Genomic DNA, 24,148 nt, shown 5'->3' on the forward strand with positions numbered 1-24,148 from the left:
CGCAGGCTGTGCAAAAGCCATAGCTTTCGAGTAATTTCAAGATGCCCGGTTATATGGAGCGGATGCGAGGGAGCGCATATAGATGAATTCTTATGTTAATATGGGCGTTGGGGCGTTGCTGGGCACGGTTTTCGTCCTGATGTCGGTGTCGATTGCGTCTGAGGGCATTTTCCATGCGCCTGCGCCCGAAAAGGAAGGTTACACCATTGCCGCGGCAGAAAGCGGTGGCGAAGCCGGTGGCGGTGAAGCCGCTGCAGCTGCGACGCCAATCGCAAAATTGCTTGCGAGCGCCGATGCCGCCAAGGGCGAAACGGTCTTCAAGAAGTGTACGAGCTGTCATACCGGAGAGAGTGGTGGTGCAAACAAGGTCGGCCCCAATCTCTTCGATATCGTCAATCGGCCGATCGCCAGCCACGAAGGTTTCAGCTACTCCGCTGGGATGAAGGATTTCTCCAAGGGCGCCTCCGTGCATTGGGATTACGATCATCTCAACTTCTTCCTCGAAGCCCCCAAGAAACACGTTCCTGGCACGGCCATGGGCTTTGCAGGCGTGAAGAAGGAAACGGAAAGAGCCGACCTCATCGCTTATCTGCGCTCGCTTTCGGCAAACCCGGCTCCGCTTCCGGATCCGAATGCGGCTCCCGCACCGATGAACTGATGATCATGATGGTTCATGATAAAAGCCCGGCATCGCTGCCGGGCTTTTATTTTTGTACGGACGGATTGCAAATACGGGAGTGGCGCCTGAAAAATCAGAAGCCCTTGCCGCCACGCAGTTCGGAAATCACCGTTCCGACCATGATCTTGATATCCAGCCAGACCGAAAAATTCTCGACATAATAAAGATCGGAAACGATCCGGGCACGGGCCTTGTCGCTGCGATCCGTCGGGCCGCGTAGTCCCCGCATCTGGGCGAGGCCGGTAATGCCGGGCCGCATCCGGTGCCGCATGTGATAATGGGGAACCAGTTCCTCATAAAGACGGCCGGCCGCCAGCATGCCGATGGCGTGGCAGCGTGGGCCCACCAGCGACATGTCGCCCTTCAACACATTGATCAGCTGCGGCAGTTCGTCGATATTCGTTCGGCGGAGAATGGCGCCGATACGGGTTATCCGCGGATCGTTCTTCACCGTCTGAGCCACCCCGGTGACGTCACCCAGTTCCGTCCGCATCGAGCGAAATTTATAGACGCGGATTTTTCTTCCATTCATGCCCCAGCGCACCTGCGAGAACAGGACCGGGCCTTTGCTGTCGAGCTTCACCAGCAATGCGACGGTCGCCAATACGGGGGCAAGTGCGACAAGGGCGATGGACGCCCCTGCAATATCGATGGTTCTTTTGAGCGCAAACTGGCTGCGCAACAATGACGATGGTTTTTTTTCTGAAATGGGAGATTGCATTTCCGCCGCTTCAAACGGCACGGCAGGATAGGGAGCGCCGTAAAAAACGGCATGCGATGAGCCTTTAGTACCCAGCATAATATGGAACCCTGAAAAGTTATTTTGAAACAAGAAAATTAATTTATATGAACGATTAATAATTCATTTACCCTAAAAAGTCACCCGAAATGTATCCGTCTCTGCGTAAATGGCAATCTAGGGTTAATCGGCGTGCGCGCATATGTTGCAGTGTCGCACCGTCTCCGCTCATGGCTGCGGATGCGAAGGGCAAAGCCTTCGGAAAAGCGGGTTTTGCGGGAGAGCGAGTGTCGCTGCCACCTCGCCATTCGTGATGAAATCCGCTGGCCATTTACCAGGGGCGGGTCAATTTCCCATCAGAATGTCTAGCAGTGTCGTCTGCTTCGGCCCCGATTGCGCGGGAGCCTGGCCGCCTATATCGGCGGGCGGTACGGGGCCGTTGCCGGCCTGATAGCCGGGTTCGATATCGCGGGAAGGTATATTCGCCGGCGGCATGGCCATGCCCGGTTGGTTGGGTGAAGCCGGCGCATCGGGGTAGGCGCGGGTGTCCGTCGTTCCGCCACCCAGCGCATTGGAAATGATCTCGCCGATGGATGAGGGGGCGGCCTCCGGTGCCGGCTGCTGCATTTCCCCGAGCGGCGGTACGCTACCTGCACCGAGGCCGAAAAGCGGCGACGGCGAGAGCCCGGAATGGGCAGCGGTCATGAAATCCTTCCATGCCCGTGCCGGCAGTCCGCCGCCGGTCACCTTTTTCATGGAGGTGCCGTCGTCATTGCCGAACCAGACGCCGGTGGTGAGGTTGCTTGTGTAGCCGACAAAAAGTGCATCGCGGAAGGACTGGGTCGTGCCGGATTTTCCTGCCGCCTGCCAGCCTTGCAGGCGCGCCGCCTTGCCGGTGCCTTCGGTAATGACGCGGGACAACATGCCGTTCATGGTCGCGGCAATCTCTTCGCTCAGCACGCGTGGTGGATTATCGTATTTGTTCTCGTAAAGAACCTTGCCATCGGCATCGGTGATGCGCCGGACGATATGGGGCGTCGCCTTGTAGCCACCATTCATGAAGGGAGCATAGGAGGCGGTGAGTTCCATCAGCGACACTTCCGAGGTGCCGAGCGCGATGGAGGCATTGTTTTGCAGCTCCGATTCGATGCCCATGCGATGGGCCACCTGCGTCACCCGTTCCGGGCCGACTTCCATCACCAGCTGTGCGGCGATCGTGTTCAGCGAATTGGCAAGCGCGGTGGCGAGCGTCACTTCGCCGCGATATTTCTTCTCGTAGTTTTCCGGTGTCCAGTTGCCGATGCGCACTGGCCCGTCATTGCGGATCGTGTAGGGGGTAAGCCCCGATTCGAGTGCGGCGACATAAACGAAGGGCTTGAAGGCTGAACCGGGTTGCCGTTTTGCCTTCACGGCGCGGTTGAACTGGCTTTGCGCATAATCCGCTCCGCCGACGACGGCGCGTATCGCACCCGTACCGTCGATGGAAACCAGCGCCGCCTGCGAGGCGCCCTGCTTCTTCCCGTCACCCTGCAGCACATGGGTCAACGCCTTTTCGGCGTCGCGCTCGAGATTGGGGTCGATGGTCGTATCAACGACGATGTCCTGCTTGACCTCGCCAACCAGGCCGCGGACTTCCTCCAGCACCATATCGGCGGCGTAATGTTCAGCGCCCGACCAGAACCGTTTCGCCTTGGTCGGCGGCTGCGACATGGCGGTCTTGATTTCGTCATCGGTGATGAAGCCGACATCGCGCATGGATTGCAGCACGACCTGCGCCCGCTCTTCCGCCGCCTGCGGATCGCGCGCCGGTGAAAGGCGTGAGGGCGCTTTGAGAAGCCCGGCCAGCATCGCCGCTTCGCCCAGATTGACGTCGCGTGCGGATTTGTTGAAGTAACGCCGGGAAGCCGCCTCGACGCCATAGGCATTGGAGCCGAAATAGACGCGATTGAGATACATCGCGAGGATCTGGTCCTTGGTGAACTCGTGCTCCAGCCAGAAGGACAGAAGCACTTCCTGCACCTTGCGTTCCAGCGTCCGGTCAGGCGAGAGGAACAGGTTTTTCGCCAGCTGCTGCGTCAGTGTCGAGCCGCCCTGCACGGTTCGTCCCGTCAGCACATTCGTCACGATGGCGCGTCCGAGACCGAGCGGATCTATCCCGAAATGCGAATAAAACCGGCGATCCTCGATCGCCATGACAGCCTGGGGAATATAAGGCGACATGTCTTCCAGCGCGAGCGCCTCGCCACCGGTCGTGCCGCGATTGGCAAGCACACTGCCGTTCACCGAAACGATCTTCACATTCGGCGGCCGTTCGGGAATGGACCAGCTGCTGGCGCTCGGCATGCGCGCGCCATAATAAAGAACAAGCCCGGCAACTCCGATGCCGCCCCAGATGCCGAGCACGATGCACCAATAGAAGAGGGAGCGGATGAAGCCCGTTGCGCCACGGCCGGAGTTGCGGCTGCGCTTTTCTTTCTTCCGGGGTTTGGTGCGGCCGGATGCCTGGTTTTGCTTTTTCGCCGGCTGTTTTGATGTTCCGCTGATGCGTTCGCTGGCATCAAGACGCAGGTCATCACCGGACTCGTGGAAATCCCCGAAGGAAGGTTCTACCCGTTCGCGTGATTTACCTTTGCCTGCCATCCAGCCGAAGTCGCTCCTATTCGCGAAACCGCGCTTATCCCCTTTGGGTTCAGGTCTCTATGCCTGCGCGATCCTTAATCCAGGATGAAGAGTGTAAATGCGGCGATTTAAGGCGGGGTTAAGTCCAGGCCGGATCAAATCGGCGTCATTGACAGACGTCGACCCACTCCGCTCCCGTCAATTTAGCCATGACATCAGGCGAAATCTTCACCGCCGCATTGGTGGCGCCGGCTGCCGGAACCACCTCGTGATAGTTTTTCAGTGAGATGTCGCAAAACACCGGCAGGGCCGAAGGAAGTCCGAAAGGACAAACGCCACCGACGGGATGGCTGGTCACGGCGACCACTTCTTCAGGTCCGAGCATGCGTGGTTTCGCACCGAAATGATCGCGGAATTTGCGGTTGTCGAGGCGTCTGGTGCCGGCGGCGACGACGAGAAGAATGGTGTCGCCAGCCTTCAGGCAGATGGTTTTGGCGATCTGGTCGGGGTCGACGCCGTGCGCTTCGGCGGCCAGTGAGACGGTCGCCGAACTCGCTTCCGTTTCAATCACGGTCACTTCGGGCGATTTCTCGGTGAAAAAGGCTCTGACGGATTCGATAGACATGCGTATTTATTAGGCTTTACACGGACAGGCTTCAAGTCGCCTCGAAATAGCTATGCGTTTTTTGCAATGCTGCGCTGCGATGAAACGTCTGTTTTTTAAGCTGATATCCTGTATGTTTAAACCATCGAAGCGACGCACTCCTCCTCCCAGCGTCGCCCGATTGGACTGACAATACTCCTCCTCCCAATTGTCAGTCAGTTTCAAGAACCCGGCGCACCTCCTCCCGCGCCGGGTTTTTGCGTTTTTGGCGATCCGGTTGCCTTCTTAATCCACCTTCCCTCAAAGACTGCCCTGTTCAAAGAAACTTGACTTTGAGACCCTTCCAACCTACGTACTTCGCCATCGATATTTGTTTGACGACCAGAGCTTCGGCGTCTTTCCAGACGCTCACGACGATCTTTTCCTTCAAATTCGACCCAAGTCCGCACTGCTTGCAGTGCAAATACAATTGCCAACGGAAGGAAATCGTTATGGCGACTGGTACAGTAAAGTGGTTCAACGCAACCAAGGGCTACGGCTTCATTCAGCCGGACGACGGTTCGCAGGACGTATTCGTTCACATCTCCGCTGTTGAGCGTGCTGGTCTGACCTCCCTCAACGACGGTCAGAAGCTCTCCTACGAGCTGATGCAGGACCGCCGCTCGGGCAAGATGTCCGCAGGTGAGCTCGTCGCTTCCTGATAAGCGCTTTGGCCCGAAAGGGTCATTCGCATGAATGGAAAGGCCGGATTTTTCCGGCCTTTTTTCTTTGGAAAGACGTGCCGAACAGGCAGGCCTTGAAAAGGCGGGCGCGCATACCAATATAGGGTTCAACGGTGTTTCGGATGAAAACTGTCAGGCGGGCATTTTGAAAGTGCCGCTGTTATCGTGTTAACCAAAGATTAACCGAAGCAGCCGATCCTGATGGTGAAAGGCAGCGGCCATGGAAGTGGACGCGCTCTGGAACATCAGACCGTTGAACGCTTTGACCACGGATGTACTGGCATTGACGAAAAACGGATGGAAAGGTCGGGCTCGCCCGGCCTTTTTGTTTTTGCGATGAGCAAACGGAAAGAGGAAGCGCCGCACCCGGTGCTTCCTCTTTTTTGTTATTTCGCCGCGAGTGCATCCAGAATGCGGACCCAGGAGCGGATGCCCTTGTGGAAGGACTGCAACTCGTATTTTTCATTCGGCGAATGAATGCGGTCGTCAGTCAGGCCAAAGCCGACAAGCAGCGAATCCATACCCAGCATCTTCTGGAAATCACCGACGATCGGGATCGAGCCGCCCATGCCGATGACAACGGCGGGTTTTGGCCACTCTTCCGAAAGCGCGTTTTTGGCCTTGGTGAGCACGGGCGAGTCGTAAGACAGCTGGATGGCCGGTGATGCGCCATGCTCGTGGAACTCCACGGAGCAATCGGCTGGAATTCTGGAGCGCACATAGGCCCGGAAGCTGTCGCGAATGGCCGCGGGGTTCTGCTCGCCGACGAGGCGGAACGACACCTTGGCGGAGGCTTTGGCCGCGATCACGGTCTTGAAACCATCGCCGGTATAACCGCCGATGATGCCGTTGACTTCCGCCGTCGGCCGCGCCCAGGTCTGCTCCAGCACGGAGCGGCCCTTTTCGCCCGAGGGAACCGAAAGGCCGACTTCACCGAGGAAGGCTTCCGCCGTGCGCCCGAGCGTTTCCCAGGAGGCCTTGATGTTGGCAGGGGTCTCTTCTACGCCGTCATAAAAGCCGGCAAGCGTCACACGGCCGGTCTCGTCATGCAGTCCGGCAAGGATATCGGTGAGGATATGGATCGGGTTTGCGGCGGCACCGCCAAAAAGGCCGGAATGCAGGTCGCGATCAGCCGCCGTGATGACTACCTCTTCGCCAACCAGGCCGCGAAGGGCAGCGGCGATAGCGGGCGTATCCCGGTCCCACATGCCGGTATCGCAGACCAGCGCATAATCGGCTTTCAACTCCTGCGCATTGGCGTCGAGGAACGGCTTCAGCGAAGGCGAGCCGGATTCCTCTTCACCTTCAAACAGAATGGTGACGCGCACCGGCAGGCCGCCATTGACCGCCTTATAGGCCCGGCAGGCCTCCACGAAGGTCATCAGCTGGCCCTTGTCGTCAGCCGTGCCACGTCCGGTAATCACCTTCCGGCCAGCGCCGACATCCTTGATAGCAGGCTCGAACGGATCATTTTCCCAGAGATCAAGCGGATCGACCGGCTGAACGTCATAATGGCCGTAAAAAAGCACATGCGGTGCATCCTTGGTCGCCGCATCGTGATGCGCAACCACCATCGGGTGACCGGCCGTATCGCGGACGGAAGCCGTAAAGCCGAGCGCGGAAAGTGTCCTCACCAGCCATTCCGCGGCCTTGCGGCATTCCGCCTTATAGGCAGGATCCGTGGAAATCGACGGAATGCGCACGAGTTCGAACAGCCGCTCGAGGCTGGAAGTCAGATTATCGTCGGCGTAGGAAAGAATAGGGGAAACGTCTGTCATCGCTGATCCTGTCATGTCTGTCGTGACCCGGCGAAAAGACGAAATATCCGGGCATCGCACATCGCGGGAAACAAGGGGCGGGCTTGTCGTGAATCGGCAAGCGCGCGGCCGCCGGAACGATAGAGCAGTTCACGAAAACTGCGAAGCGGTTTTGGGCCGTGAATGTTATTTTGCTTTTTTGGCGCTTTCGATCGCCCGGCGCATATATTCTAGCAGAAGCTGTCGTTCGAAGCGGCGGAAATCCGCAAGCAATGTGTCTTCGGTCGCCTCGGAAGCGGCGATAGCATTCGCCTCCAGATCCCGGCCGCGCTGCGTCAGTTCGATGATCTGGGCGCGGCGGTCACTCGGATGAGATTTGCGGACAATCAGACCGTCACGTTCCATGCGCGAAAGCGTGTTGGCAAGCGTCGCCTGTTCGACATCGATTCTATCAAGCAATTGCCGCTGCGTCAGGCCTTCTTCATGCCAGAGCTCGATGAGAATGGGAAATTGGCCGGGAGAAAAACCGAGCGCCGCGGCTCTTTTCTGCAGCGCCATGGTAAATTCCCGCGCCATCTTCGCGGCGAGATAGATTGCCGATTCGTCCCGGGAAAAACCCATTCTTCCGTCCATACCACATCGCCGCTGGCGGAAAGCCGGCAACTTTAATAGCGCGATATATATCGCATGATATGTTTAGACCAGCCCAAACGGGGCGCAAAATAAAACCGCCATGGCCGGGAGGGGTCGGCCATGGCGGTCATATTGGAGGACAAAGGCCCGGAGAGGGGGAAAGGCCTTTGTCCGGTCTGACGCGGCGGGGGACGAGCCAGCTATCAGACTACGGCGTGATCAGGCGCCGTCCTCTAAGAAATGTGTCTGCAAATGCGGCTTTTCAAGGGAAGGGCGGATTACAAATCGGTAAGGTTCAGGTGAATTTTACAGGCTTCTCGGGCCGGCTCATTACCCGTGCTTTACGGTGTGTTGTGCGAAGTTTCGGTGGACGTCAAAACGGCCCCGCGCTATCCATGCTACCCATGAAAAAAGGCGATCATCTTTTCCTCGTTGACGGGTCCGGTTTCATTTTCCGGGCCTTCCATGCCATCCCGCCGCTGAACCGCAAGTCGGACGGGCTGCCGGTCAACGCCGTCTCCGGCTTCTGCAACATGTTGTGGAAGCTCCTGAAGGATGCGCGCAATACCGATGTCGGCGTCACACCGACCCATTTTGCTGTCATTTTCGACTATTCATCGAAAACCTTCCGCAACGAGCTTTACGATCTCTACAAGGCCAATCGCTCGGCGCCGCCGGAAGATCTGGTGCCGCAATTCGGCCTGATCCGCGAGGCGACACGCGCCTTCAACCTTCCCTGCATCGAGACGGAAGGCTTCGAGGCAGATGACATCATCGCCACTTATGCGCGGCAGGCCGAGGCGATCGGCGCCGATGTCACCATCATCTCCTCCGACAAGGATCTGATGCAGCTCGTGACAGTCAATGTGCATATGTACGACGCCATGAAGGACAAGCAGATCGGTGTTCCAGACGTCATCGAAAAATGGGGCGTCGGCCCCGAAAAGATGATCGACCTGCAGGCGATGACCGGCGATTCCACCGACAACGTCCCGGGCATTCCCGGCATTGGGCCGAAGACGGCGGCGCAATTGCTGGAGGAATATGGCGATCTCGATACGCTTCTGGCGCGGGCAGGGGAAATTAAGCAGCAGAAACGCCGGGAAAACATCATCGCCAATGCTGATCTTGCCCGTATTTCCAGACAGCTGGTAGCGCTCAGAACCGATGTGCCGCTGGAACAGACCCTCGAAGAACTGGTGCTGGAACCGCAGAATGGCCCGAAGCTCATTGCCTTCCTGAAGGCGATGGAGTTCACGACGCTGACCCGCCGTGTTGCCGAAGCGACGGAAACGGACGCCTCGGCCGTCGATGCTGCCACCGTGCCGGTGCAATGGGGCGTCGATGCCCATGGCCCCGATCTCGATGCGCCGGCCGTAGCTGCGGCAGGTGACGTGTCCGCCGAGGCAAACAATGCGCCGGCTTCGGCCGCCACTTCCGCAAGAAAGCTGGTTGGCGAGGGCAGCGCGCCCGCCGATCTCGCCACCGCGCGACAGGCCCTTTTTGCCGCCGCCAAGATCGATACCACCGCTTATACGACGATCAGGGACCTCGCGACGCTGGATCGCTGGATTGCCGCCGCCCGGGAGACGGGTGTCGTCGCCTTCGATACCGAAACGACCTCACTCGACCCGATGCAGGCCGAACTCGTCGGTTTTTCGTTGGCCATTGCCGACAATGGCAAGGATGCCTCAGGCACGGATATCCGCGCTGCCTATATTCCTTTGACCCACAAGACCGGCTCCGGCGGTGATCTGTTCAGCGACGGCATCAAGCTCGCCGAAGGGCAGGTGCCGTTTGCCGAAGCGCTGGCGCGCCTGAAGGACTTGCTTGAAGATGAAGCCGTTCTGAAAATCGCGCAGAACCTTAAATATGATTACCTGCTGATGAAACGCCAGGGCGTCGTCATGCAGAGCTTCGATGACACGATGCTGATTTCCTATGTGCTTGAGGCCGGCAAGGCCACACATGGCATGGATTCCCTGTCCGAACGCTGGCTCGGCCACACGCCCATCGCCTATAAGGACGTGGCGGGATCGGGCAAGTCGAGCATCACCTTCGATTTTGTCGACATCGACAAGGCAACCGCCTATGCGGCTGAGGATGCTGACGTCACCCTGCGGCTGTGGATGGCGCTTAAGCCCCGGCTTGTCTCGGAAAGGCTGACCAAGGTTTATGAGCGGTTGGAACGCCCCCTCGTGCCGGTTCTGGCGCATATGGAAGAGCGCGGCATCACCGTGGACCGGCAAATCCTGTCGCGCCTTTCCGGCGAACTCGCACAGAAGGCCGCGAGCTTCGAAGAGGAAATCTACGAACTCGCGGGCGAGCGTTTCAACATCGGCTCGCCGAAGCAGCTCGGCGATATCCTGTTCGGCAGGATGGGTCTGCCGGGCGGCTCCAAGACCAAGACGGGCCAATGGTCGACATCGGCGCAGGTTCTGGAAGACCTCGCGGCGGAAGGTGCGGAATTGCCGCGCAAGATCGTCGACTGGCGGCAGCTGACCAAGCTGAAATCCACCTATACGGATGCGCTGCCCAGCTATATCCATCCCGAGACGAAACGGGTGCACACCTCCTACGCGCTCGCCTCCACCACCACGGGGCGTCTGTCCTCTTCGGAGCCGAACCTTCAGAACATCCCGGTCCGTACCGCCGAAGGCCGCAAGATTCGCACGGCCTTCATCTCCACGCCAGGACACAAGCTTCTGTCGGCCGACTACAGCCAGATCGAGCTGCGCGTGCTTGCCCATGTCGCCGATATTCCGCAGCTTAGAAACGCCTTCGAAAACGGCATCGACATTCATGCGATGACCGCATCGGAAATGTTCGGCGTGCCGGTGGAAGGTATGCCCTCGGAAGTGCGCCGCCGCGCCAAGGCCATCAACTTCGGCATCATCTACGGCATTTCCGCTTTTGGTCTCGCCAACCAGCTCAGCATCGCCCGCTCGGAGGCGGGGGACTATATCAAGAAATATTTCGAGCGCTTTCCCGGCATTCGCGACTACATGGAAGCGACCAAGGCGTTCGCCCGCGAGAACGGCTATGTCGAGACGATTTTCGGCCGCCGTGTCCATTATCCGGAAATCCGCTCCTCCAACCCGTCCGTGAAAGCCTTCAACGAACGTGCGGCCATCAATGCGCCGATCCAGGGCTCGGCCGCCGATATCATCCGCCGCGCCATGGTCCGCATCGAGCCGGCGCTGGAGGCCGAAAAGCTTTCCGCCCGCATGCTGTTGCAGGTGCATGACGAACTCATCTTCGAAGTCGAGGAAGCGGAAATCGAAAAGACCCTGCCGGTCGTCGTCTCCGTCATGGAGGATGCGGCCATGCCGGCCATCTCCATGAGGGTGCCGCTGAAGGTGGATGCCCGCGCGGCCGACAATTGGGATGAGGCGCATTGAGGGGAAGCCGGCTTTCTGTGAATTCAGAATATGCACGACTTCAAGGAGCGCATTGTTTTCGATAAGGGGGGGCATGATTTGTGCCGCCTGAGGGTAGTGCGTCGCGCTGTTTCCGCTGAATCGGAAAAAATGCGCATCAGGGCTGGTCAAAGCCAGTTTCGGCATGTATAAGCGCGCCAAATTTCCGATATCGAGACATCCGACATTCGGCCTTTGGTTCTGGCCGGTTCCGTTGTTTCGCCGCTTAAGTGGAGTAACAAAAATGGCTGTACCAAAAAGAAAAACAAGCCCGTCCAAGCGCGGCATGCGCCGCTCGGCCGACGGTCTCAAGTCTGCAACCTACGTTGAAGACAAGAACTCCGGCGAACTGCGCCGTCCGCACCATATCGATCTGAAGACCGGTATGTATCGCGGCCGTCAGGTTCTGACGCCGAAGGAAAGCGCATAAGCTTTTCTGACATTACATTTGCAAAAAACCGGTCCTCGTGGCCGGTTTTTTGTTTTCAGGACTGTCCGGCTGCCTTTTCCCCTCACTTGGAAAATTCCGCCACTCCTCCTACACTCGTTGAGGGAGAGCGGGTTTGAGGCCTGAAGCAGGAGGGGAGTTTCGGTGAAATATCGCTGGATTTTGTTGACGTTTCTCGGCCTCGGTCTCGGTTATGGCGCCGTGACGAGAGGTGGCGGCATCATCGCGGAAAGCTATTTCGGCGAAACGTCCGATCAGGGCCGCACGACGCTCCGGCTCGCCGTCTCGGCGCTCGGCGGGCTCCTGAGCCGCTACGAGCCACTTCCCGCGCTGATTGCCGATCATGACGACATAGAGGAACTGGTCGCGCATCCCAAGGATGAAGCCCTGCGCCAGCGGGCCAATGTCTACCTCAAATCCATCAACACCCTGCTGGAATCCTCCGATATCTATATCATCACGCTGGATGGGGAGACGATCGCGGCCAGCAATTACGATGGGCCGACGAGCTTCGTCGGCGAGAATTTCAGTTACCGGCCCTATTTCCAGGATGCCGCCAAGGGCCTCAAGTCTCGCTTTTTTGCGCTCGGCACCACCTCCCACAAGCGCGGTTATTATTTCTCCGCGCCGATTCTCTTCAATGAAGAGATCAAGGGCGTCATCGTGTTCAAGGTAGATATTGAAGGCATAGAGGCGTCCTTCGGGGATGGCGAAAACCGCATTCTGGTTTCGGACCCCGAAGGCATCATCTTCATGACCGGCACGCCGCAATGGCTTTATTCCGGCCTGATGCCGCTGACACCGGAGAGGCTGGCGCGCACCGAAGCCTCTCGCCGCTACGCCAATGCCGCCCTCAAGGAATTGCCGCTGAAAAACGGCAGTTTCGGTTCGCACCAGCTGATGACGATCAGTCAGGAGGACGGCGAGAGGGAATATATGGTCCTGTCGCAGCCGATGCCGGATGCGGGCTGGACCGTCAGCGTGCTGATGGATACGGGCTCGCTCCGCACGCAGGTCAAGACGGCGATGATTGCGATCATCCTGTGCCTGTGCCTCGCTGCGGCGCTGATTGCCGCCATGCTGCAAAGACGGCGGCGTCTGCGCGAACGCCTGACCCACCAGGCCGAAGCGCAGGCAGAGCTGGAGCGCCGGGTGGAGGAGCGCACGGCCGATCTGGCGCGGGTCAATCAGGAAATCGAACACGAAATCGCCGAACGTCGCCAGACCGAAAAGCAGTTGCGCAAGATGCAGAACGATCTGGTGCAGGCTGGCAAGCTGGCGGCACTTGGGCAGATGTCGGCGGCGCTGTCTCACGAATTCAACCAGCCGCTTGCCGCTGCCAAGAACTATGCCGAAAACGCCTCGCTTCTGGTGGAGCGCGGGCGTCTGGAAGAGGTGACGGAAAATCTCAGGCGTATTTCAGGCTTGATCGACCGTATGGCGTCGATCAGCAAACATCTCAGGAACTTTGCCCGCAAACCCAACGAGAAAACGGCAGCGGTGGGTCTGGAAACCGTCCTTCGCGATACGCTCGAAATCGTCGGTCCGCGGCTGAAGGCCGCCGATGCAATGCTGGATGTCGATCTTGGCCCGGTGCCGCTTGCGGTGAAAGCCGGTCCGGTGCGATTGCAGCAGGTGCTCGTCAATATCATCTCCAATGCCGCCGATGCCGTGGAAGGGCGTGACGATCGCCGGATCTCACTACAGGCGGTGCAGCACGGTCAGGCGGTATCGATTTTCATCCGCGACCACGGCCCCGGCGTGCCGGCGGCGATTTCGGAACGCATCTTCGATCCCTTCTTCACCACCAAAGGTGTGGGCCGCGGCCTCGGCCTTGGCCTGTCCATCTCCTATAACATCATCAAGGATTTCGGTGGCCAGCTGCGGGTGCGAAACCATGAAGACGGCGGGGCAGAATTCGAGATCGAATTACCAGCCGCCACCTGGCGCGTGGAGGCAGCTGCGGAATGACCATGTCGCGGGTTCTGTTGATCGATGACGAGGAGGAGCTGCGCTTTTCCACCGCGCAGGCGCTGGAGCTTTCCGGTTTTGCCGTCACCATGCTGGCAAGCGCCGAACACGCGCTGGAACTGATCGGCTACAGCTTCGACGGCGTCGTGGTCAGCGATATCCGCATGCCCGGCATGGATGGCATGACGCTGCTGCAAAAGGTGAGGGAGCTTGACCCGGAAATACCTGTCATCCTCATGACGGGACATGGCGATGTGCAGCTTGCCGTCAACGCCATGCGCAACGGTGCTTATGACTTCATCGAAAAGCCCTTCACCCCGCAATATCTCGCCGGCATCATCAAGAGAGCGAATGACCGGCGGGCGCTGGTGCTGGAAAACCGCCGGCTGAAGGCGGTGGCCGGCAAGCATGATGACCTCGAAACACGTCTGCCCGGCAGGACCCAGATCATGGTTGATCTGCGCTATCGCATCCGCGCCATCGGCGCGACGGACGCCGATACGCTGATCGTGGGTGACACCGGTGCCGGCAAAGAGGTGGTGGCGCGGGCGCTGCATGACATCAGCGCCAGAGCCAACCGACCCTTCGTCGCGATCAATTGTGCTGCCCTTCCGCAGACGCTGATCGAAAGCGAACTCTTCGGCCATGAGGCCGGTGCTTTTCCGGGCGCACTGCGCTCACGCTATGGCAAGTTCGAACATGCCCGGGGCGGCACCATCCTGCTGGATGAGATTGGCTCCATGCCCTTCGAACTGCAGGGGCGCTTCCTGCGCGTCTTGCAGGAGCGGGTGATTACCCGTCTGGGCTCCAATGAGACGGTCGAGCTCGATGTCCGCTTCATCGCCACCAGCAAGGTCGATCTGGAGCAGGAGGTTGCGGCCGGCCGGTTCCGCGCCGATCTTCTGTATCGCCTGAATGTGGCGACGCTTCTCGTGCCTTCGCTTTCGCAGCGCAGTGCGGACATACCGCTGCTCTTCCTGCATCTGGTCCGGGAAGCCGCCGCCCGTTACGGGCGGGAAGATATGGACGTGCCGCAGCATCTGCTTTCCGCCGTTTCGTTGCGGGAATGGCCGGGCAATGTGCGGGAATTGCGCAATGCCGCGGATCGTTTCGTGCTGGGTCTGGAAAGCGATGTGTCCGAGGTGTCGCTGGCACTTCATGATGACGGCACCTCGACGCTGGCGCCGCGGGTTGCCGCTTATGAAAAAAGCCTGATCGCGCACGCCATTGCCGTGCATGGCGGAAATCTGAAATCCGTCTATGAAAGTCTCGGCATTTCACGCAAAACGCTTTATGAGAAAATGCAGAAATACGGGCTGCATCGGCACATGACCGAGGTCTGATGGGTGGATTTCCACCCATGGATAAAGCGCTATGGGTTGAAATCCACCCATAAGCATCCAGGACAGCGATAAAAGTGGACGCCGCGACGAGAGCACCGTTGCTGAACGGCAATCCCGGATCGCAAATAACGTCACCCCGGCCGCCATGGAGGAGCATGCGCGGCTGAAGTGGCGATCATTTTCATCCGGGAGGAATCGATGAAAATACTGAAGACAGTTACCGGCCTTGCCGCCGCCGCTGCCGTTTCCCTTTTTGCGCTGTCCGCGTCCGCTCAGAACTATCCCGAGCGTAACATCACCATGGTCGTGCCGTTTGCCGCCGGTGGTCCGACGGATACGGTCGCGCGCCTTGTCGCCGAATCCATGTCGAAGGATCTCGGTCAGCAGATCATCGTCGAAAATGTCGGCGGCGCGGGCGGCACGCTGGGTGCTGGCCGTGTGGCCGCAGCCGATCCGGACGGCTACACGGTGCTTCTGCACCACATTGGCATGGCGACCAGCGCCACGCTTTACCGCAAGCTTGCCTACGATACGACGAACGCCTTCGAATATGTCGGTCTGGTCACCGAAGTGCCGATGACCATTCTGTCGCGCAAGAATCTCGAGACCAAGGACCTCAAGGGTCTGATCGAATACGCCAAGGCGAACAAGGATAAGGTCACCGTCGCCAATGCCGGCATCGGCGCCGCCTCGCATCTGTGCGGCATGCTGTTCATGAGCGCCATCGAGACGCCGCTCGTCACCGTTCCCTACAAGGGCACCGGCCCGGCGATGACCGATCTGCTCGGCGGCCAGGTCGATATCATGTGCGACCAGACCACCAACACCACCAAGCAAATCCAGGGCGGAACCGTGAAAGCCTATGCCGTGACGACGGCCAAGCGCCTCGACGTGCTGCCGGATGTGCCGACGGTTGTCGAAGCAGGCCTGCCGAAGCTTGAAGTGGGTATCTGGCACGGCATCTATACGCCGAAGGGTACGCCTGCGGAAATCAACGAGAAGCTCTCCAAGTCGCTTCAGGTCGCGTTGAAGGACAAGAATGTCGCGGCCCGCTTTGCAGAACTCGGCACCACGCCCTCGTCGGAAAGCGATGCGACGCCGGCTGCGCTGAAGGCCAAGCTTGAAAGCGAAATCGCCCGCTGGAAGCCGGTGATCGAATCCGCCGGCCAATATGCCGACTGATGGTCAGAAGAATTGCCGGCGGCACGCTGTCGCCGGCTTTTGCCATCGATTTACTGCATCGGCGCAAAAATCGATTCCGATTTTTACAAAGCGCGGTGCAGAGTTTTAATGGTCAGAGCGTCCTTCATGCGTCTGAAAGGACGCACGGCGCTCTCAATGCGGATCGGTGTGTCACCGGCCGCAGTGGAGGGGCATCTTTCATGAAGTCGTTTTTCATTGACCCTGCCGAAGCAGCCTGCGGGGCAATTTTCATCGGTCTCGGCGCTTTTTTCGCCTTGCAGTCTTACGGGCTGGAGATCGGGACCGCCTTTCGCATGGGGCCGGGCTATTTTCCGCTTGTTCTGGCGATCGTGCTGATCCTGCTCGGCGGAGTTATATTCCTGCGTTCCACGCGCGTTCAGGGCGACGTTATCGGCGCCATCGCCTGGCGGGGAATATTTTTCATTCTGCCCGCGCCGATATTTTTCGGCTTTACGGTCCGGGGACTTGGTTTCGTGCCGGCGCTTTTTTTCAGCGCCCTTATCGCAGCCTTCGCCTCGCACAAGATGAGCCCACTGATGGCCGTCGTTATTTCCGCCGCCATCACCGCCTTTTCAGTGGCGGTGTTCGAATATGGTCTCGGCCTGCCGTTCCAGCAGTTCGGCCCCTGGCTTAAATTTTGAGGTCTTGCGATGGATTTGCTCAATAATCTCGCACTCGGTTTCGCCACGGCCACGTCCCTGGAAAACCTTTTCTTCTGCCTGATCGGCGTGCTGCTCGGCACCCTGATCGGCGTTCTGCCGGGTATCGGCGCGACGGCGACCATCGCCATGCTTTTGCCGATCACCTTTCAGCTTGAACCCGTCTCGTCGCTCATCATGCTCGCCGGCATTTATTACGGCGCGCAATATGGCGGCTCCACCACGGCGATCCTGATCAACATGCCGGGGGAGTCCTCCTCCGCCGTCACCGCCATTGACGGTTACCAGATGGCTCGCAAGGGCAAGGCGGGAGCGGCACTGGCGATCGCCGCCATCGGCTCGTTTTTCGCCGGTACGGTTTCCACCTTCCTCGTGGCGATCTTTGCTCCGCCTTTGACGGCGATTGCACTGGAATTCGGCGCGGCGGAATATTTCTCGCTGATGGTCGTCGGCCTCGTCTCCTCCATCGCGCTTGCCCACGGTTCCATCGTCAAGGCGCTTGCCATGGTGGTGCTCGGCCTGCTGCTCGGCCTGGTCGGCACGGATATCTACAGTGGCACACCCCGCTTCACCTTGGGCATCCGTGAATATGCCGACGGCCTGAATTTCGTGGCGGTTGCTGTCGGTGTGTTCGGTATCGCCGAAATCCTGCGCAACCTCGAAAACGAGCGCACCCGTTCGGTGCTGATCGCCAAGGTCGCCAGCCTGATGCCATCGAAGGAAGATTTCAAGGCCATGATCGGCCCGGTGCTGCGCGGCACGGCCATCGGTTCTGCCCTGGGCATCCTGCCCGGAGGCGGGGCGATTCTCGCTGCCTTCGCATCCTACACCGTCGAAAAACGCGTCTCCAAAAACCCGGAGGAGTTTGGGCATGGCGCGGTTGCCGGTGTTGCCGGTCCGGAATCCGCCAACAATGCCGGCGCGCAGACCTCCTTCATCCCGCTTCTGACGCTCGGCATCCCCGCCAACCCGGTCATGGCGCTGATGATCGGTGCGATGATCATTCAGGGCATCGTGCCGGGTCCGAACGTTGCGACCGAACAGCCGGCGCTGTTCTGGGGCATCATCGCCTCCATGTGGATCGGCAACCTGATGCTCGTTATCCTGAACCTGCCCTTGATCGGGCTGTGGGTGAAGCTCTTGACGGTGCCATATTACGTGCTTTTCCCCATCATCATGGCCTTCTGCGCCATCGGGGTCTACAGCGTCAATTCCAACGTGTTTGATCTCTACGCCGTCGCTTTCTTCGGCTTCATCGGTTACGTGCTGGTGAAACTGCGCTGTGAACCGGCGCCGCTGCTCCTGGGCTTCGTGCTCGGGCCGCTGCTGGAAGAAAACTTGCGCCGCGCCATGATCCTGTCACGCGGCGATCCGACCACTTTCGTCACCCGGCCGATCAGCGCCACCCTGCTTTTCATTGCGCTCGCGGTGCTGATCGTCGTCTTCCTGCCCAGCGTCAAGAAAAAACGCGAAGAGGTTTTCGTAGAAGAAGACTGAGAATGTCACGAACTTCAGATGCCGGCGATGGAAACATCGCCGGCTTTTTTGTCTCCGCTTTGGCCGTGACGAATTCGCTTTACGAAAGCGACATATGGTTGACTCGCGAGCCTTTAGGCCCAAGGAAGGGCTGGAAAGAGAGGTCACCATGACGTCGGAAACCGAAAAACGGATCATTGCGCTTGAGGAGACGGTCGCGCATCAGGCCAAGACCATTGAGGAACTGTCCGACCAGCTGACGGAACAGTGGAAAGTGCTGGAACAGACCCGCGCCAAGCTCGACCGGTTGACGGAGAGGTTTTTGAGCCTTGAGGAGCAATCGCTGGACGCGCCTGCCATCACCCGGCCGCCGCATTACTGACAGGGAAGACCCGATGAAAAACGACAAAGCCGCACTTTCTGCCGAAATCGTGGACTTCTGGAAGAAGGCCGGCCCCGACAAATGGTTCGACAAGGATGCCGCCTTCGACAGTCATTTTCACGACCGTTTCCGTGACGCTCATTTCGCTGCCGCAAGGCGGGAACTGGATGACTGGCTGGAAGGTGCGGAAAGCAGCCTCGCCTTGATGCTTCTGCTGGATCAGTTTCCGCGCAACTGCTTTCGCGATACGGCGCACATGTATGCGACCGATCCTCTGGCGCGGCTCCTGACCGACGAAGCCATCCGGCGCGGGCATGATCAGGCGGTGGGTGATGATTTGCGGGTTTTCTTCTATCTGCCCTTTTCCCACGCAGAGGATATGGCGGCGCAGCACCGGGCCTGCCGTCTCAATCAGCCGCTTGGTGGGCTTTATCTGCACCATGCCGAAGAACATCGCGAGATCATCGAGCGTTTCGGCCGCTTTCCGCATCGTAACGACATCTTGCTGCGGGAAACGACACCGGAGGAACGGCAATATCTGGAAGAGGGCGGCTTTTCCGGCTGAACTCGAAACAAAAACGCCGCCAGTCCCGAAAGACGGCGGCGTTCTGAATTGTGAGAATGGTTGCGATCAGCCGTCAAAGAATTCCTTCATCCGGGCAAAGAAGCCGGTCGATTCCGGATTATTCTCCTTGGAGGAGAGCTGCTCGAATTCCTGCAACAGCTCACGCTGGCGCTTGCTGAGTTTCTGCGGCGTTTCGATCTGGATCTGGATGTAGAGATCGCCTGTCTGCGCCGAACGCAGCACCGGCATGCCCTTGCCCTTCAGACGGAACTGCTTGCCCGGCTGTGTGCCTTCCGGAACCGTGACGCGTGACTTGGTGCCATCAAGCGTCGTGACATCGAAAGTGCCGCCAAGCGCCGCTGTCGTCATGGAGATCGGCACGGTGCAATAAAGGTCGGCGCCGTCGCGCTGGAAGAATTCATGCGGACGCACGGACAGGAAGATATAAAGATCGCCCGCCGGACCACCCCGCATGCCGGCTTCGCCTTCGCCCTGCAGGCGAATGCGGGTGCCGTCTTCAATGCCCGAGGGGATGTTGACGGAAAGCGAACGCTCTTCGGTCACGCGGCCCTGGCCGTGGCATTTGCCGCACGGGTCGGAAATCGTCTGGCCGCGGCCGTGGCAGGTGGGGCAGGTGCGTTCCACCGAGAAGAAGCCCTGTGCCGCGCGCACGCGGCCGGAGCCCTGGCAGGTGGCGCAGGTCTTGGGCTGCGTACCGGGTTTGGCGCCCGAACCGGAACAGACGTCACAAGTGATTGAAGTCGGAACCCTGATCTGTGCCGTCTTGCCGGTGAAGGCCTCTTCCAGCGTGATTTCCATATTGTAGCGAAGGTCGGCGCCACGCTCGCGTCCGCCGGAAGACCGACGCGCACGACCGCCGCCCATCATCTCGCCGAAGATATCTTCGAAAATATCGGAGAACCCGCCATTGGCGAAACCGCCGCCGCCAAAGCCGCCACCGCCGCCCATGCCGCCATTTTCAAATGCGGCGTGGCCGAAACGGTCATAGGCCGCGCGCTTCTGCGGGTCCTTCAGCGTTTCGTAGGCTTCGTTGATTTCCTTGAATTTCTGCTCGGATTCGGCGTTATCCGGGTTTTTGTCCGGATGGTATTTCATCGCGAGTTTGCGGAAGGCGCTTTTCAGCTCTTTTTCGTCCGCGGTTTTGCTGACGCCGAGTGTTTCGTAAAAGTCTGCTTTCGCCATTAAGTTAACAAGCCCCGCAAATGGATTTCCGGCTGCACGTCGGCAGCCGGATGTCTTGCATATGGTGTAAGGAGTCTGGAAGCCGCGCGATTATGCGGACTTCTTGTCGTCCTTGATTTCTTCATAGTCGGCATCGACGACGTCATCCTTGCCTTCTGCGGAAGCATCACCGGCCTCGGCCTGCTGCGCTTCGTAGATGGCCTGACCGAGCTTCATGGAGACTTCCATGAGGGTCTGGGTCTTGGCCTGAATGTCGTCTGCGTCCGGCTCAGCGGCTTCGACAGCGGTCTTCAGGCTCGCAATGGCGTCTTCGATCGCCTTGCGGTCGGTCTCGGAAACCTTGTCGCCATATTCCTTCACCGACTTTTCGGTGGAGTGAATGAGGCTTTCGGCCTGGTTCTTGGCTTCGACACCAGCGCGACGCTTCTTGTCGGCCTCGGCATTGGCCTCGGCGTCCTTGACCATCTTTTCGATGTCGGCGTCGGAGAGACCACCGGAGGCCTGGATGCGGATCTGCTGTTCCTTGCCGGTGCCCTTGTCCTTGGCTGAAACCTGCACGATGCCGTTGGCGTCGATATCGAAGGTCACTTCGATCTGCGGAACGCCGCGCGGCGACGGCGGCAGGCCGACGAGGTCGAACTGGCCAAGCAGCTTGTTGTCCTGGGCCATTTCGCGCTCGCCCTGCGAAACGCGGATGGTCACGGCCGACTGATTGTCTTCGGCGGTCGAGAAGGTCTGGCTCTTCTTCGTCGGGATCGTCGTGTTGCGATCGATCAGACGGGTGAAGACGCCACCCAGCGTTTCGATGCCGAGCGACAGCGGGGTCACGTCGAGCAGCAATACGTCCTTGACGTCGCCCTGCAGAACGCCGGCCTGGATCGCGGCGCCCATGGCAACCACTTCATCCGGGTTCACGCCTTTGTGCGGCTCCTTGCCGAACAGCTGCTTGACGACTTCCTGAACCTTCGGCATGCGGCTCATGCCACCGACGAGAACGACCTCATCGATCTCGGAAGCGGAGACGCCGGCATCCTTGAGCGCTGCCTTGCAAGGCGCAACGGTGCGCTGGACGAGGTCATCGACCAGGCTTTCGAACTTCGCACGGGTCAGCTTCAGCGTCAGGTGCTTCGGACCGGAAGCATCTGCCGTGATGAACGGCAGGTTGATTTCGGTCTGCTGCGAAGACGAAAGTTCGATCTTTGCCTTTTCGGCAGCTTCCTTGAGGCGCTGCAGAGCGAGCTTGTCGTTCTTCAGGTCGATGCCCTGATCCTTCTTGAACTCGCCGGCCAGATATTCGACCAGACGCATGTCGAAGTCTTCACCACCCAGGAAGGTATCGCCGTTGGTCGACTTCACTTCGAAGACGCCGTCGCCGATTTCCAGAACGGAAATATCGAAGGTACCGCCGCCAAGGTCGTAAACGGCGATGGTCTTGCCTTCCTTCTTATCGAGGCCGTAAGCGAGTGCGGCTGCAGTCGGCTCGTTGATGATACGCAGAACATCAAGACCGGCGATGCGGCCGGCATCCTTGGTTGCCTGGCGCTGCGCGTCGTTGAAGTAGGCCGGAACGGTGATGACGGCCTTCTCGACCTTCTCACCGAGATAAGATTCAGCCGTTTCCTTCATCTTCTGAAGGATCATCGCGGAAATCTGCGAAGGGGAATAGTTCTTGTCCTGTGCCTTCACCCAGGCGTCGCCATTGTCACCCTTGACGATTTCAAAAGGAACAAGGGCCTTGTCCTTTTCAACGGTCGGGTCTTCATAACGGCGACCGATGAGGCGCTTGACCGCAAACAGGGTGTTGGTCGGGTTGGTGACCGCCTGGCGCTTGGCCGGCTGGCCGACAAGGCGTTCGCCATCGTCGGAAAATGCCACCATGGACGGCGTGGTGCGCGCGCCTTCCGCGTTTTCAATAACTTTCGTGTCCTTGCCGTCCATCACTGCGACGCAGGAATTGGTCGTGCCAAGGTCGATACCGATTACTTTTGCCATGCTCTTCTCTCCTTGAAGCGAGCTGCCGGAACCCCGTGAGGCATTCTTGTGGCAGCTCCTTGACTTGGATTTGCAACATTCGCTGCAGTTCTGCGGCGTATATAAGGAGCGATTTTTCCTGCTGCAAGGCGCAAGAGAGGGGGAAGCGCAGCAAAAAAGCGTAAGAAACCCCTGTCTGTGCAGAAGCATAGCCATTCACGCTTGCGAAAGCGGAAAAACGCGACTTTGACGGTATGCCGGGTAGACGACCGTAAGGCGAATCCGGCAATGGCTTGGAGCAACAGTGACGGCTGAAGATGAGGTGAAATGGCGGACAGGGTGGGATTCGAACCCACGGTACGCTTTCACGCACACACGCGTTCCAGGCGTGCGCCTTAAACCACTCGGCCACCTGTCCTTTTTTCAAATCTGCATGTTTTGAAGAAATGCAAATCACTGGAACGGCGCGATATATACCGATGAATTCGCAGGGATCAACACGAATCTGACAGTTTTTTGAAATGTCGGCAATTTCCTGCCTTTCGATGCGGTTGCAAACCGGTTTTCCCGGCTTTATCGATGCAATATATGTTTTAAAACGTGGCTGTCGAAACGATGGGCCGTAGCCGAGGTGCGCCGGATGAAAGCTTTTCTGCGGTTTTTGAGCTTTCTTCTCCTTATTGCGGCGATTTTTCTCGGCGTGCTCGACTCGATCCGCTCGGTTTCCACATCCTCGGTCAACATCACAGGAATCCTGTCGGTCTGGAACTATCTTCTTCCTGCCTCGCGCACCATGGTGGAAGCGGCCTTGGCTCACTATATTCACCCTGAAGCGTGGCGCTTCGTTGAAAATGCCCTGTCGGGAGTGCCTGCATTTGCCTTCTTCTTGGCACTATCCCTGCTTTGCTGGATGGCCGGCTACAGGAAGCGCAAAGTGATGAGGCGCTCGTCAGTCTGACAGGGCGAAAGCATGCGCCCCGCAGATGTGAACCCTTAAGACGCGGCGGAACCGGCCGCACGGAGGACCGAATGTTCCTGTTCGATACGCTTTCAAAAAAGACGACGATGCCGACCGAAGAAACGGCTCTGCCCGGCCGTGAAGAAGCGCTTGCGGTGCCGGAAACCCATTTCGTGAATGGTCGGCCTTTGAAGGGACCTTATCCGGATGGTTTGGAAATCATCTATCTCGGTATGGGCTGTTTCTGGGGCGCGGAGCGGCTGTTCTGGAAAACGCCGGGCGTGTGGGTAACGGCGGTCGGATATGCGGGTGGTTTCACCCGCAACCCGACCTATCAGGAAACGACGACCGGCCAGACGGGCCACGCCGAAGTGGTGAAGGTGGTCTACGATCCGGCCGTGATCTCGCTGTCGGGCCTGCTCAAGATATTCTTTGAGGAGCACGATCCGACACAGGGCATGCGGCAGGGCAACGATGTCGGCACGACCTATCGCTCTGCCATTTACGCGACGACGGAAGGCCAGTTGCAGCAGGCGCAGAAGGCACGTGATGCTTTTCAGCAAAATCTTGATGAGGCCGGCCACGGTCGCGACATCACCACCGAGATCGGCCCGCTTGAAACATTTTATTATGCCGAGGACTATCATCAGCAATATCTTGCCAAGAACCCGGGTGGCTACTGCGGCCTCAGGGGAACCGGCGTAAGCTGCAATATAGGCTAGATTTTTTGCAGGTAACCCCGGTGGAAAGACTAAAAAAACGCCAGATCAAAGTTTTTCCACCGGGTCAAAAAAACC

At 58.8% G+C, this 24,148-nt stretch carries 20 protein-coding genes and 1 tRNA gene; 13 read left to right on the plus strand and 8 right to left on the minus strand.

The genetic code is table 11. The features are described 5' to 3' along the window. The first annotated feature begins 82 nt into the window (after positions 1–82). A complete protein-coding gene (locus tag CFBP5499_RS13910) occupies positions 83–658 on the plus strand; it encodes a c-type cytochrome (RefSeq protein WP_080826920.1) in 576 nt (191 codons plus the stop codon). A 94-nt stretch (positions 659–752) separates the two neighbouring features. On the opposite strand, the gene CFBP5499_RS13915 is transcribed toward CFBP5499_RS13910, so the two are convergent. The 3 genes from CFBP5499_RS13915 to CFBP5499_RS13925 form a co-directional block, all read right to left on the minus strand. After that, positions 753–1,478, minus strand: a complete 726-nt coding sequence (locus CFBP5499_RS13915) for a sugar transferase (protein ID WP_080826919.1) — start codon at positions 1,476–1,478, stop codon at positions 753–755. 285 nt (positions 1,479–1,763) lie between these two features. After that, entirely contained in the window at positions 1,764–4,058 is a 2,295-nt protein-coding gene (locus CFBP5499_RS13920) for a transglycosylase domain-containing protein (protein ID WP_080826918.1), read from the minus strand. A 145-nt stretch (positions 4,059–4,203) separates the two neighbouring features. Next, positions 4,204–4,662, minus strand: a complete 459-nt coding sequence (locus tag CFBP5499_RS13925; protein ID WP_080826917.1) for a YbaK/EbsC family protein — start codon at positions 4,660–4,662, stop codon at positions 4,204–4,206. 470 nt (positions 4,663–5,132) lie between these two features. On the opposite strand from CFBP5499_RS13925, the gene CFBP5499_RS13935 reads away from it, so the two are divergent. Beyond that, positions 5,133–5,342, plus strand: a complete 210-nt coding sequence (locus CFBP5499_RS13935) for a cold-shock protein (RefSeq protein WP_080826915.1) — start codon at positions 5,133–5,135, stop codon at positions 5,340–5,342. A 407-nt stretch (positions 5,343–5,749) separates the two neighbouring features. Here the strand turns inward: CFBP5499_RS13935 and CFBP5499_RS13945 are convergent, their stop codons facing one another. After that, a complete protein-coding gene (locus CFBP5499_RS13945; protein ID WP_080826913.1) occupies positions 5,750–7,141 on the minus strand; it encodes a dipeptidase in 1,392 nt (463 codons plus the stop codon). A 165-nt stretch (positions 7,142–7,306) separates the two neighbouring features. Beyond that, positions 7,307–7,741: a MarR family winged helix-turn-helix transcriptional regulator gene (locus tag CFBP5499_RS13950; protein ID WP_162688010.1), complete on the minus strand. Its 435-nt coding sequence runs from the start codon at positions 7,739–7,741 to the stop codon at positions 7,307–7,309. Positions 7,742–8,157: 416 nt separating this feature from the next. Here CFBP5499_RS13950 and polA point away from each other — a divergent pair, with 416 nt between their 5' ends. The 9 genes from polA to CFBP5499_RS14000 all read left to right on the plus strand — a co-directional run bounded on the left by polA (position 8,158) and on the right by CFBP5499_RS14000 (position 19,219). Next, positions 8,158–11,154: a DNA polymerase I gene (gene polA / locus CFBP5499_RS13955; protein WP_080826912.1), complete on the plus strand. Its 2,997-nt coding sequence runs from the start codon at positions 8,158–8,160 to the stop codon at positions 11,152–11,154. A 262-nt stretch (positions 11,155–11,416) separates the two neighbouring features. Beyond that, positions 11,417–11,602 (plus strand): 50S ribosomal protein L32, encoded by a 186-nt coding sequence (rpmF, locus tag CFBP5499_RS13960; protein WP_003507205.1) that lies wholly within the window; start codon positions 11,417–11,419, stop codon positions 11,600–11,602. A gap of 162 nt (positions 11,603–11,764) precedes the next feature. Further along, positions 11,765–13,591, plus strand: a complete 1,827-nt coding sequence (locus tag CFBP5499_RS13965) for a sensor histidine kinase (RefSeq protein ID WP_080826911.1) — start codon at positions 11,765–11,767, stop codon at positions 13,589–13,591. Then, positions 13,588–14,934, plus strand: coding sequence for a sigma-54-dependent transcriptional regulator (locus tag CFBP5499_RS13970; RefSeq protein ID WP_080826910.1), 1,347 nt, complete (start codon positions 13,588–13,590; stop codon positions 14,932–14,934). Before CFBP5499_RS13965 ends, CFBP5499_RS13970 begins: the two co-directional genes overlap by 4 nt. 198 nt (positions 14,935–15,132) lie before the next feature. Continuing rightward, complete coding sequence (locus CFBP5499_RS13980) at positions 15,133–16,116, plus strand: tripartite tricarboxylate transporter substrate-binding protein (RefSeq protein ID WP_080826909.1); 984 nt, start codon at positions 15,133–15,135, stop codon at positions 16,114–16,116. A 200-nt stretch (positions 16,117–16,316) separates the two neighbouring features. Next, positions 16,317–16,778 (plus strand): tripartite tricarboxylate transporter TctB family protein, encoded by a 462-nt coding sequence (locus tag CFBP5499_RS13985; protein WP_080826908.1) that lies wholly within the window; start codon positions 16,317–16,319, stop codon positions 16,776–16,778. A 9-nt stretch (positions 16,779–16,787) separates the two neighbouring features. Next, the gene (locus CFBP5499_RS13990; protein ID WP_080826907.1) at positions 16,788–18,293 is read left to right on the plus strand and encodes a tripartite tricarboxylate transporter permease; all 1,506 of its coding nucleotides are present in this window, start codon (positions 16,788–16,790) and stop codon (positions 18,291–18,293) included. 148 nt (positions 18,294–18,441) lie between these two features. Beyond that, positions 18,442–18,654: a SlyX family protein gene (locus CFBP5499_RS13995; protein ID WP_080826906.1), complete on the plus strand. Its 213-nt coding sequence runs from the start codon at positions 18,442–18,444 to the stop codon at positions 18,652–18,654. A 13-nt stretch (positions 18,655–18,667) separates the two neighbouring features. Continuing rightward, entirely contained in the window at positions 18,668–19,219 is a 552-nt protein-coding gene (locus CFBP5499_RS14000; RefSeq protein WP_080826905.1) for a DUF924 family protein, read from the plus strand. A gap of 66 nt (positions 19,220–19,285) precedes the next feature. On the opposite strand, the gene dnaJ is transcribed toward CFBP5499_RS14000, so the two are convergent. The 3 genes from dnaJ to CFBP5499_RS14015 all read right to left on the minus strand — a co-directional run bounded on the left by dnaJ (position 19,286) and on the right by CFBP5499_RS14015 (position 22,811). Continuing rightward, complete coding sequence (gene dnaJ, locus CFBP5499_RS14005) at positions 19,286–20,422, minus strand: molecular chaperone DnaJ (protein WP_003507223.1); 1,137 nt, start codon at positions 20,420–20,422, stop codon at positions 19,286–19,288. A gap of 90 nt (positions 20,423–20,512) precedes the next feature. Continuing rightward, the gene (gene dnaK / locus CFBP5499_RS14010; protein ID WP_080826904.1) at positions 20,513–22,414 is read right to left on the minus strand and encodes a molecular chaperone DnaK; all 1,902 of its coding nucleotides are present in this window, start codon (positions 22,412–22,414) and stop codon (positions 20,513–20,515) included. Between the two features lie 307 nt (positions 22,415–22,721). Continuing rightward, positions 22,722–22,811: transfer RNA gene (locus CFBP5499_RS14015), tRNA-Ser, on the minus strand. A 222-nt stretch (positions 22,812–23,033) separates the two neighbouring features. On the opposite strand from CFBP5499_RS14015, the gene CFBP5499_RS14020 reads away from it, so the two are divergent. Then, positions 23,034–23,351: a hypothetical protein gene (locus tag CFBP5499_RS14020; protein ID WP_080826903.1), complete on the plus strand. Its 318-nt coding sequence runs from the start codon at positions 23,034–23,036 to the stop codon at positions 23,349–23,351. A 71-nt stretch (positions 23,352–23,422) separates the two neighbouring features. Then, positions 23,423–24,073 carry a peptide-methionine (S)-S-oxide reductase MsrA gene (gene msrA, locus CFBP5499_RS14025; RefSeq protein WP_080826902.1) on the plus strand — a complete coding sequence of 217 codons (651 nt, stop codon included), beginning with the start codon at positions 23,423–23,425 and terminating at the stop codon, positions 24,071–24,073. Positions 24,074–24,148: the final 75 nt, after the last annotated feature.

Source organism: Agrobacterium tumefaciens, assembly GCF_005221325.1.
GTDB lineage: Bacteria > Pseudomonadota > Alphaproteobacteria > Rhizobiales > Rhizobiaceae > Agrobacterium.

Excerpts from the sequence above, each read along its gene's own strand:
- CFBP5499_RS13935 (WP_080826915.1), top strand. The coding sequence starts at position 5,133 with ATGGCGACTGGTACAGTAAAGTGGTTCAACGCAACCAAGGGCTACGGC.
- CFBP5499_RS13910 (WP_080826920.1), top strand. The coding sequence starts at position 83 with ATGAATTCTTATGTTAATATGGGCGTTGGGGCGTTGCTGGGCACGGTT.
- dnaK (WP_080826904.1), bottom strand. The coding sequence starts at position 22,414 with ATGGCAAAAGTAATCGGTATCGACCTTGGCACGACCAATTCCTGCGTC.
- CFBP5499_RS13915 (WP_080826919.1), bottom strand. The coding sequence starts at position 1,478 with ATGCTGGGTACTAAAGGCTCATCGCATGCCGTTTTTTACGGCGCTCCC.
- CFBP5499_RS13995 (WP_080826906.1), top strand. The coding sequence starts at position 18,442 with ATGACGTCGGAAACCGAAAAACGGATCATTGCGCTTGAGGAGACGGTC.
- polA (WP_080826912.1), top strand. The coding sequence starts at position 8,158 with ATGAAAAAAGGCGATCATCTTTTCCTCGTTGACGGGTCCGGTTTCATT.
- CFBP5499_RS13980 (WP_080826909.1), top strand. The coding sequence starts at position 15,133 with ATGAAAATACTGAAGACAGTTACCGGCCTTGCCGCCGCCGCTGCCGTT.
- CFBP5499_RS13985 (WP_080826908.1), top strand. The coding sequence starts at position 16,317 with ATGAAGTCGTTTTTCATTGACCCTGCCGAAGCAGCCTGCGGGGCAATT.
- dnaJ (WP_003507223.1), bottom strand. The coding sequence starts at position 20,422 with ATGGCGAAAGCAGACTTTTACGAAACACTCGGCGTCAGCAAAACCGCG.
- msrA (WP_080826902.1), top strand. The coding sequence starts at position 23,423 with ATGTTCCTGTTCGATACGCTTTCAAAAAAGACGACGATGCCGACCGAA.
- CFBP5499_RS14020 (WP_080826903.1), top strand. The coding sequence starts at position 23,034 with ATGAAAGCTTTTCTGCGGTTTTTGAGCTTTCTTCTCCTTATTGCGGCG.
- CFBP5499_RS13950 (WP_162688010.1), bottom strand. The coding sequence starts at position 7,741 with ATGGGTTTTTCCCGGGACGAATCGGCAATCTATCTCGCCGCGAAGATG.
- CFBP5499_RS13920 (WP_080826918.1), bottom strand. The coding sequence starts at position 4,058 with ATGGCAGGCAAAGGTAAATCACGCGAACGGGTAGAACCTTCCTTCGGG.
- CFBP5499_RS13925 (WP_080826917.1), bottom strand. The coding sequence starts at position 4,662 with ATGTCTATCGAATCCGTCAGAGCCTTTTTCACCGAGAAATCGCCCGAA.
- CFBP5499_RS13990 (WP_080826907.1), top strand. The coding sequence starts at position 16,788 with ATGGATTTGCTCAATAATCTCGCACTCGGTTTCGCCACGGCCACGTCC.
- CFBP5499_RS13945 (WP_080826913.1), bottom strand. The coding sequence starts at position 7,141 with ATGACAGACGTTTCCCCTATTCTTTCCTACGCCGACGATAATCTGACT.
- CFBP5499_RS14000 (WP_080826905.1), top strand. The coding sequence starts at position 18,668 with ATGAAAAACGACAAAGCCGCACTTTCTGCCGAAATCGTGGACTTCTGG.
- CFBP5499_RS13970 (WP_080826910.1), top strand. The coding sequence starts at position 13,588 with ATGACCATGTCGCGGGTTCTGTTGATCGATGACGAGGAGGAGCTGCGC.
- rpmF (WP_003507205.1), top strand. The coding sequence starts at position 11,417 with ATGGCTGTACCAAAAAGAAAAACAAGCCCGTCCAAGCGCGGCATGCGC.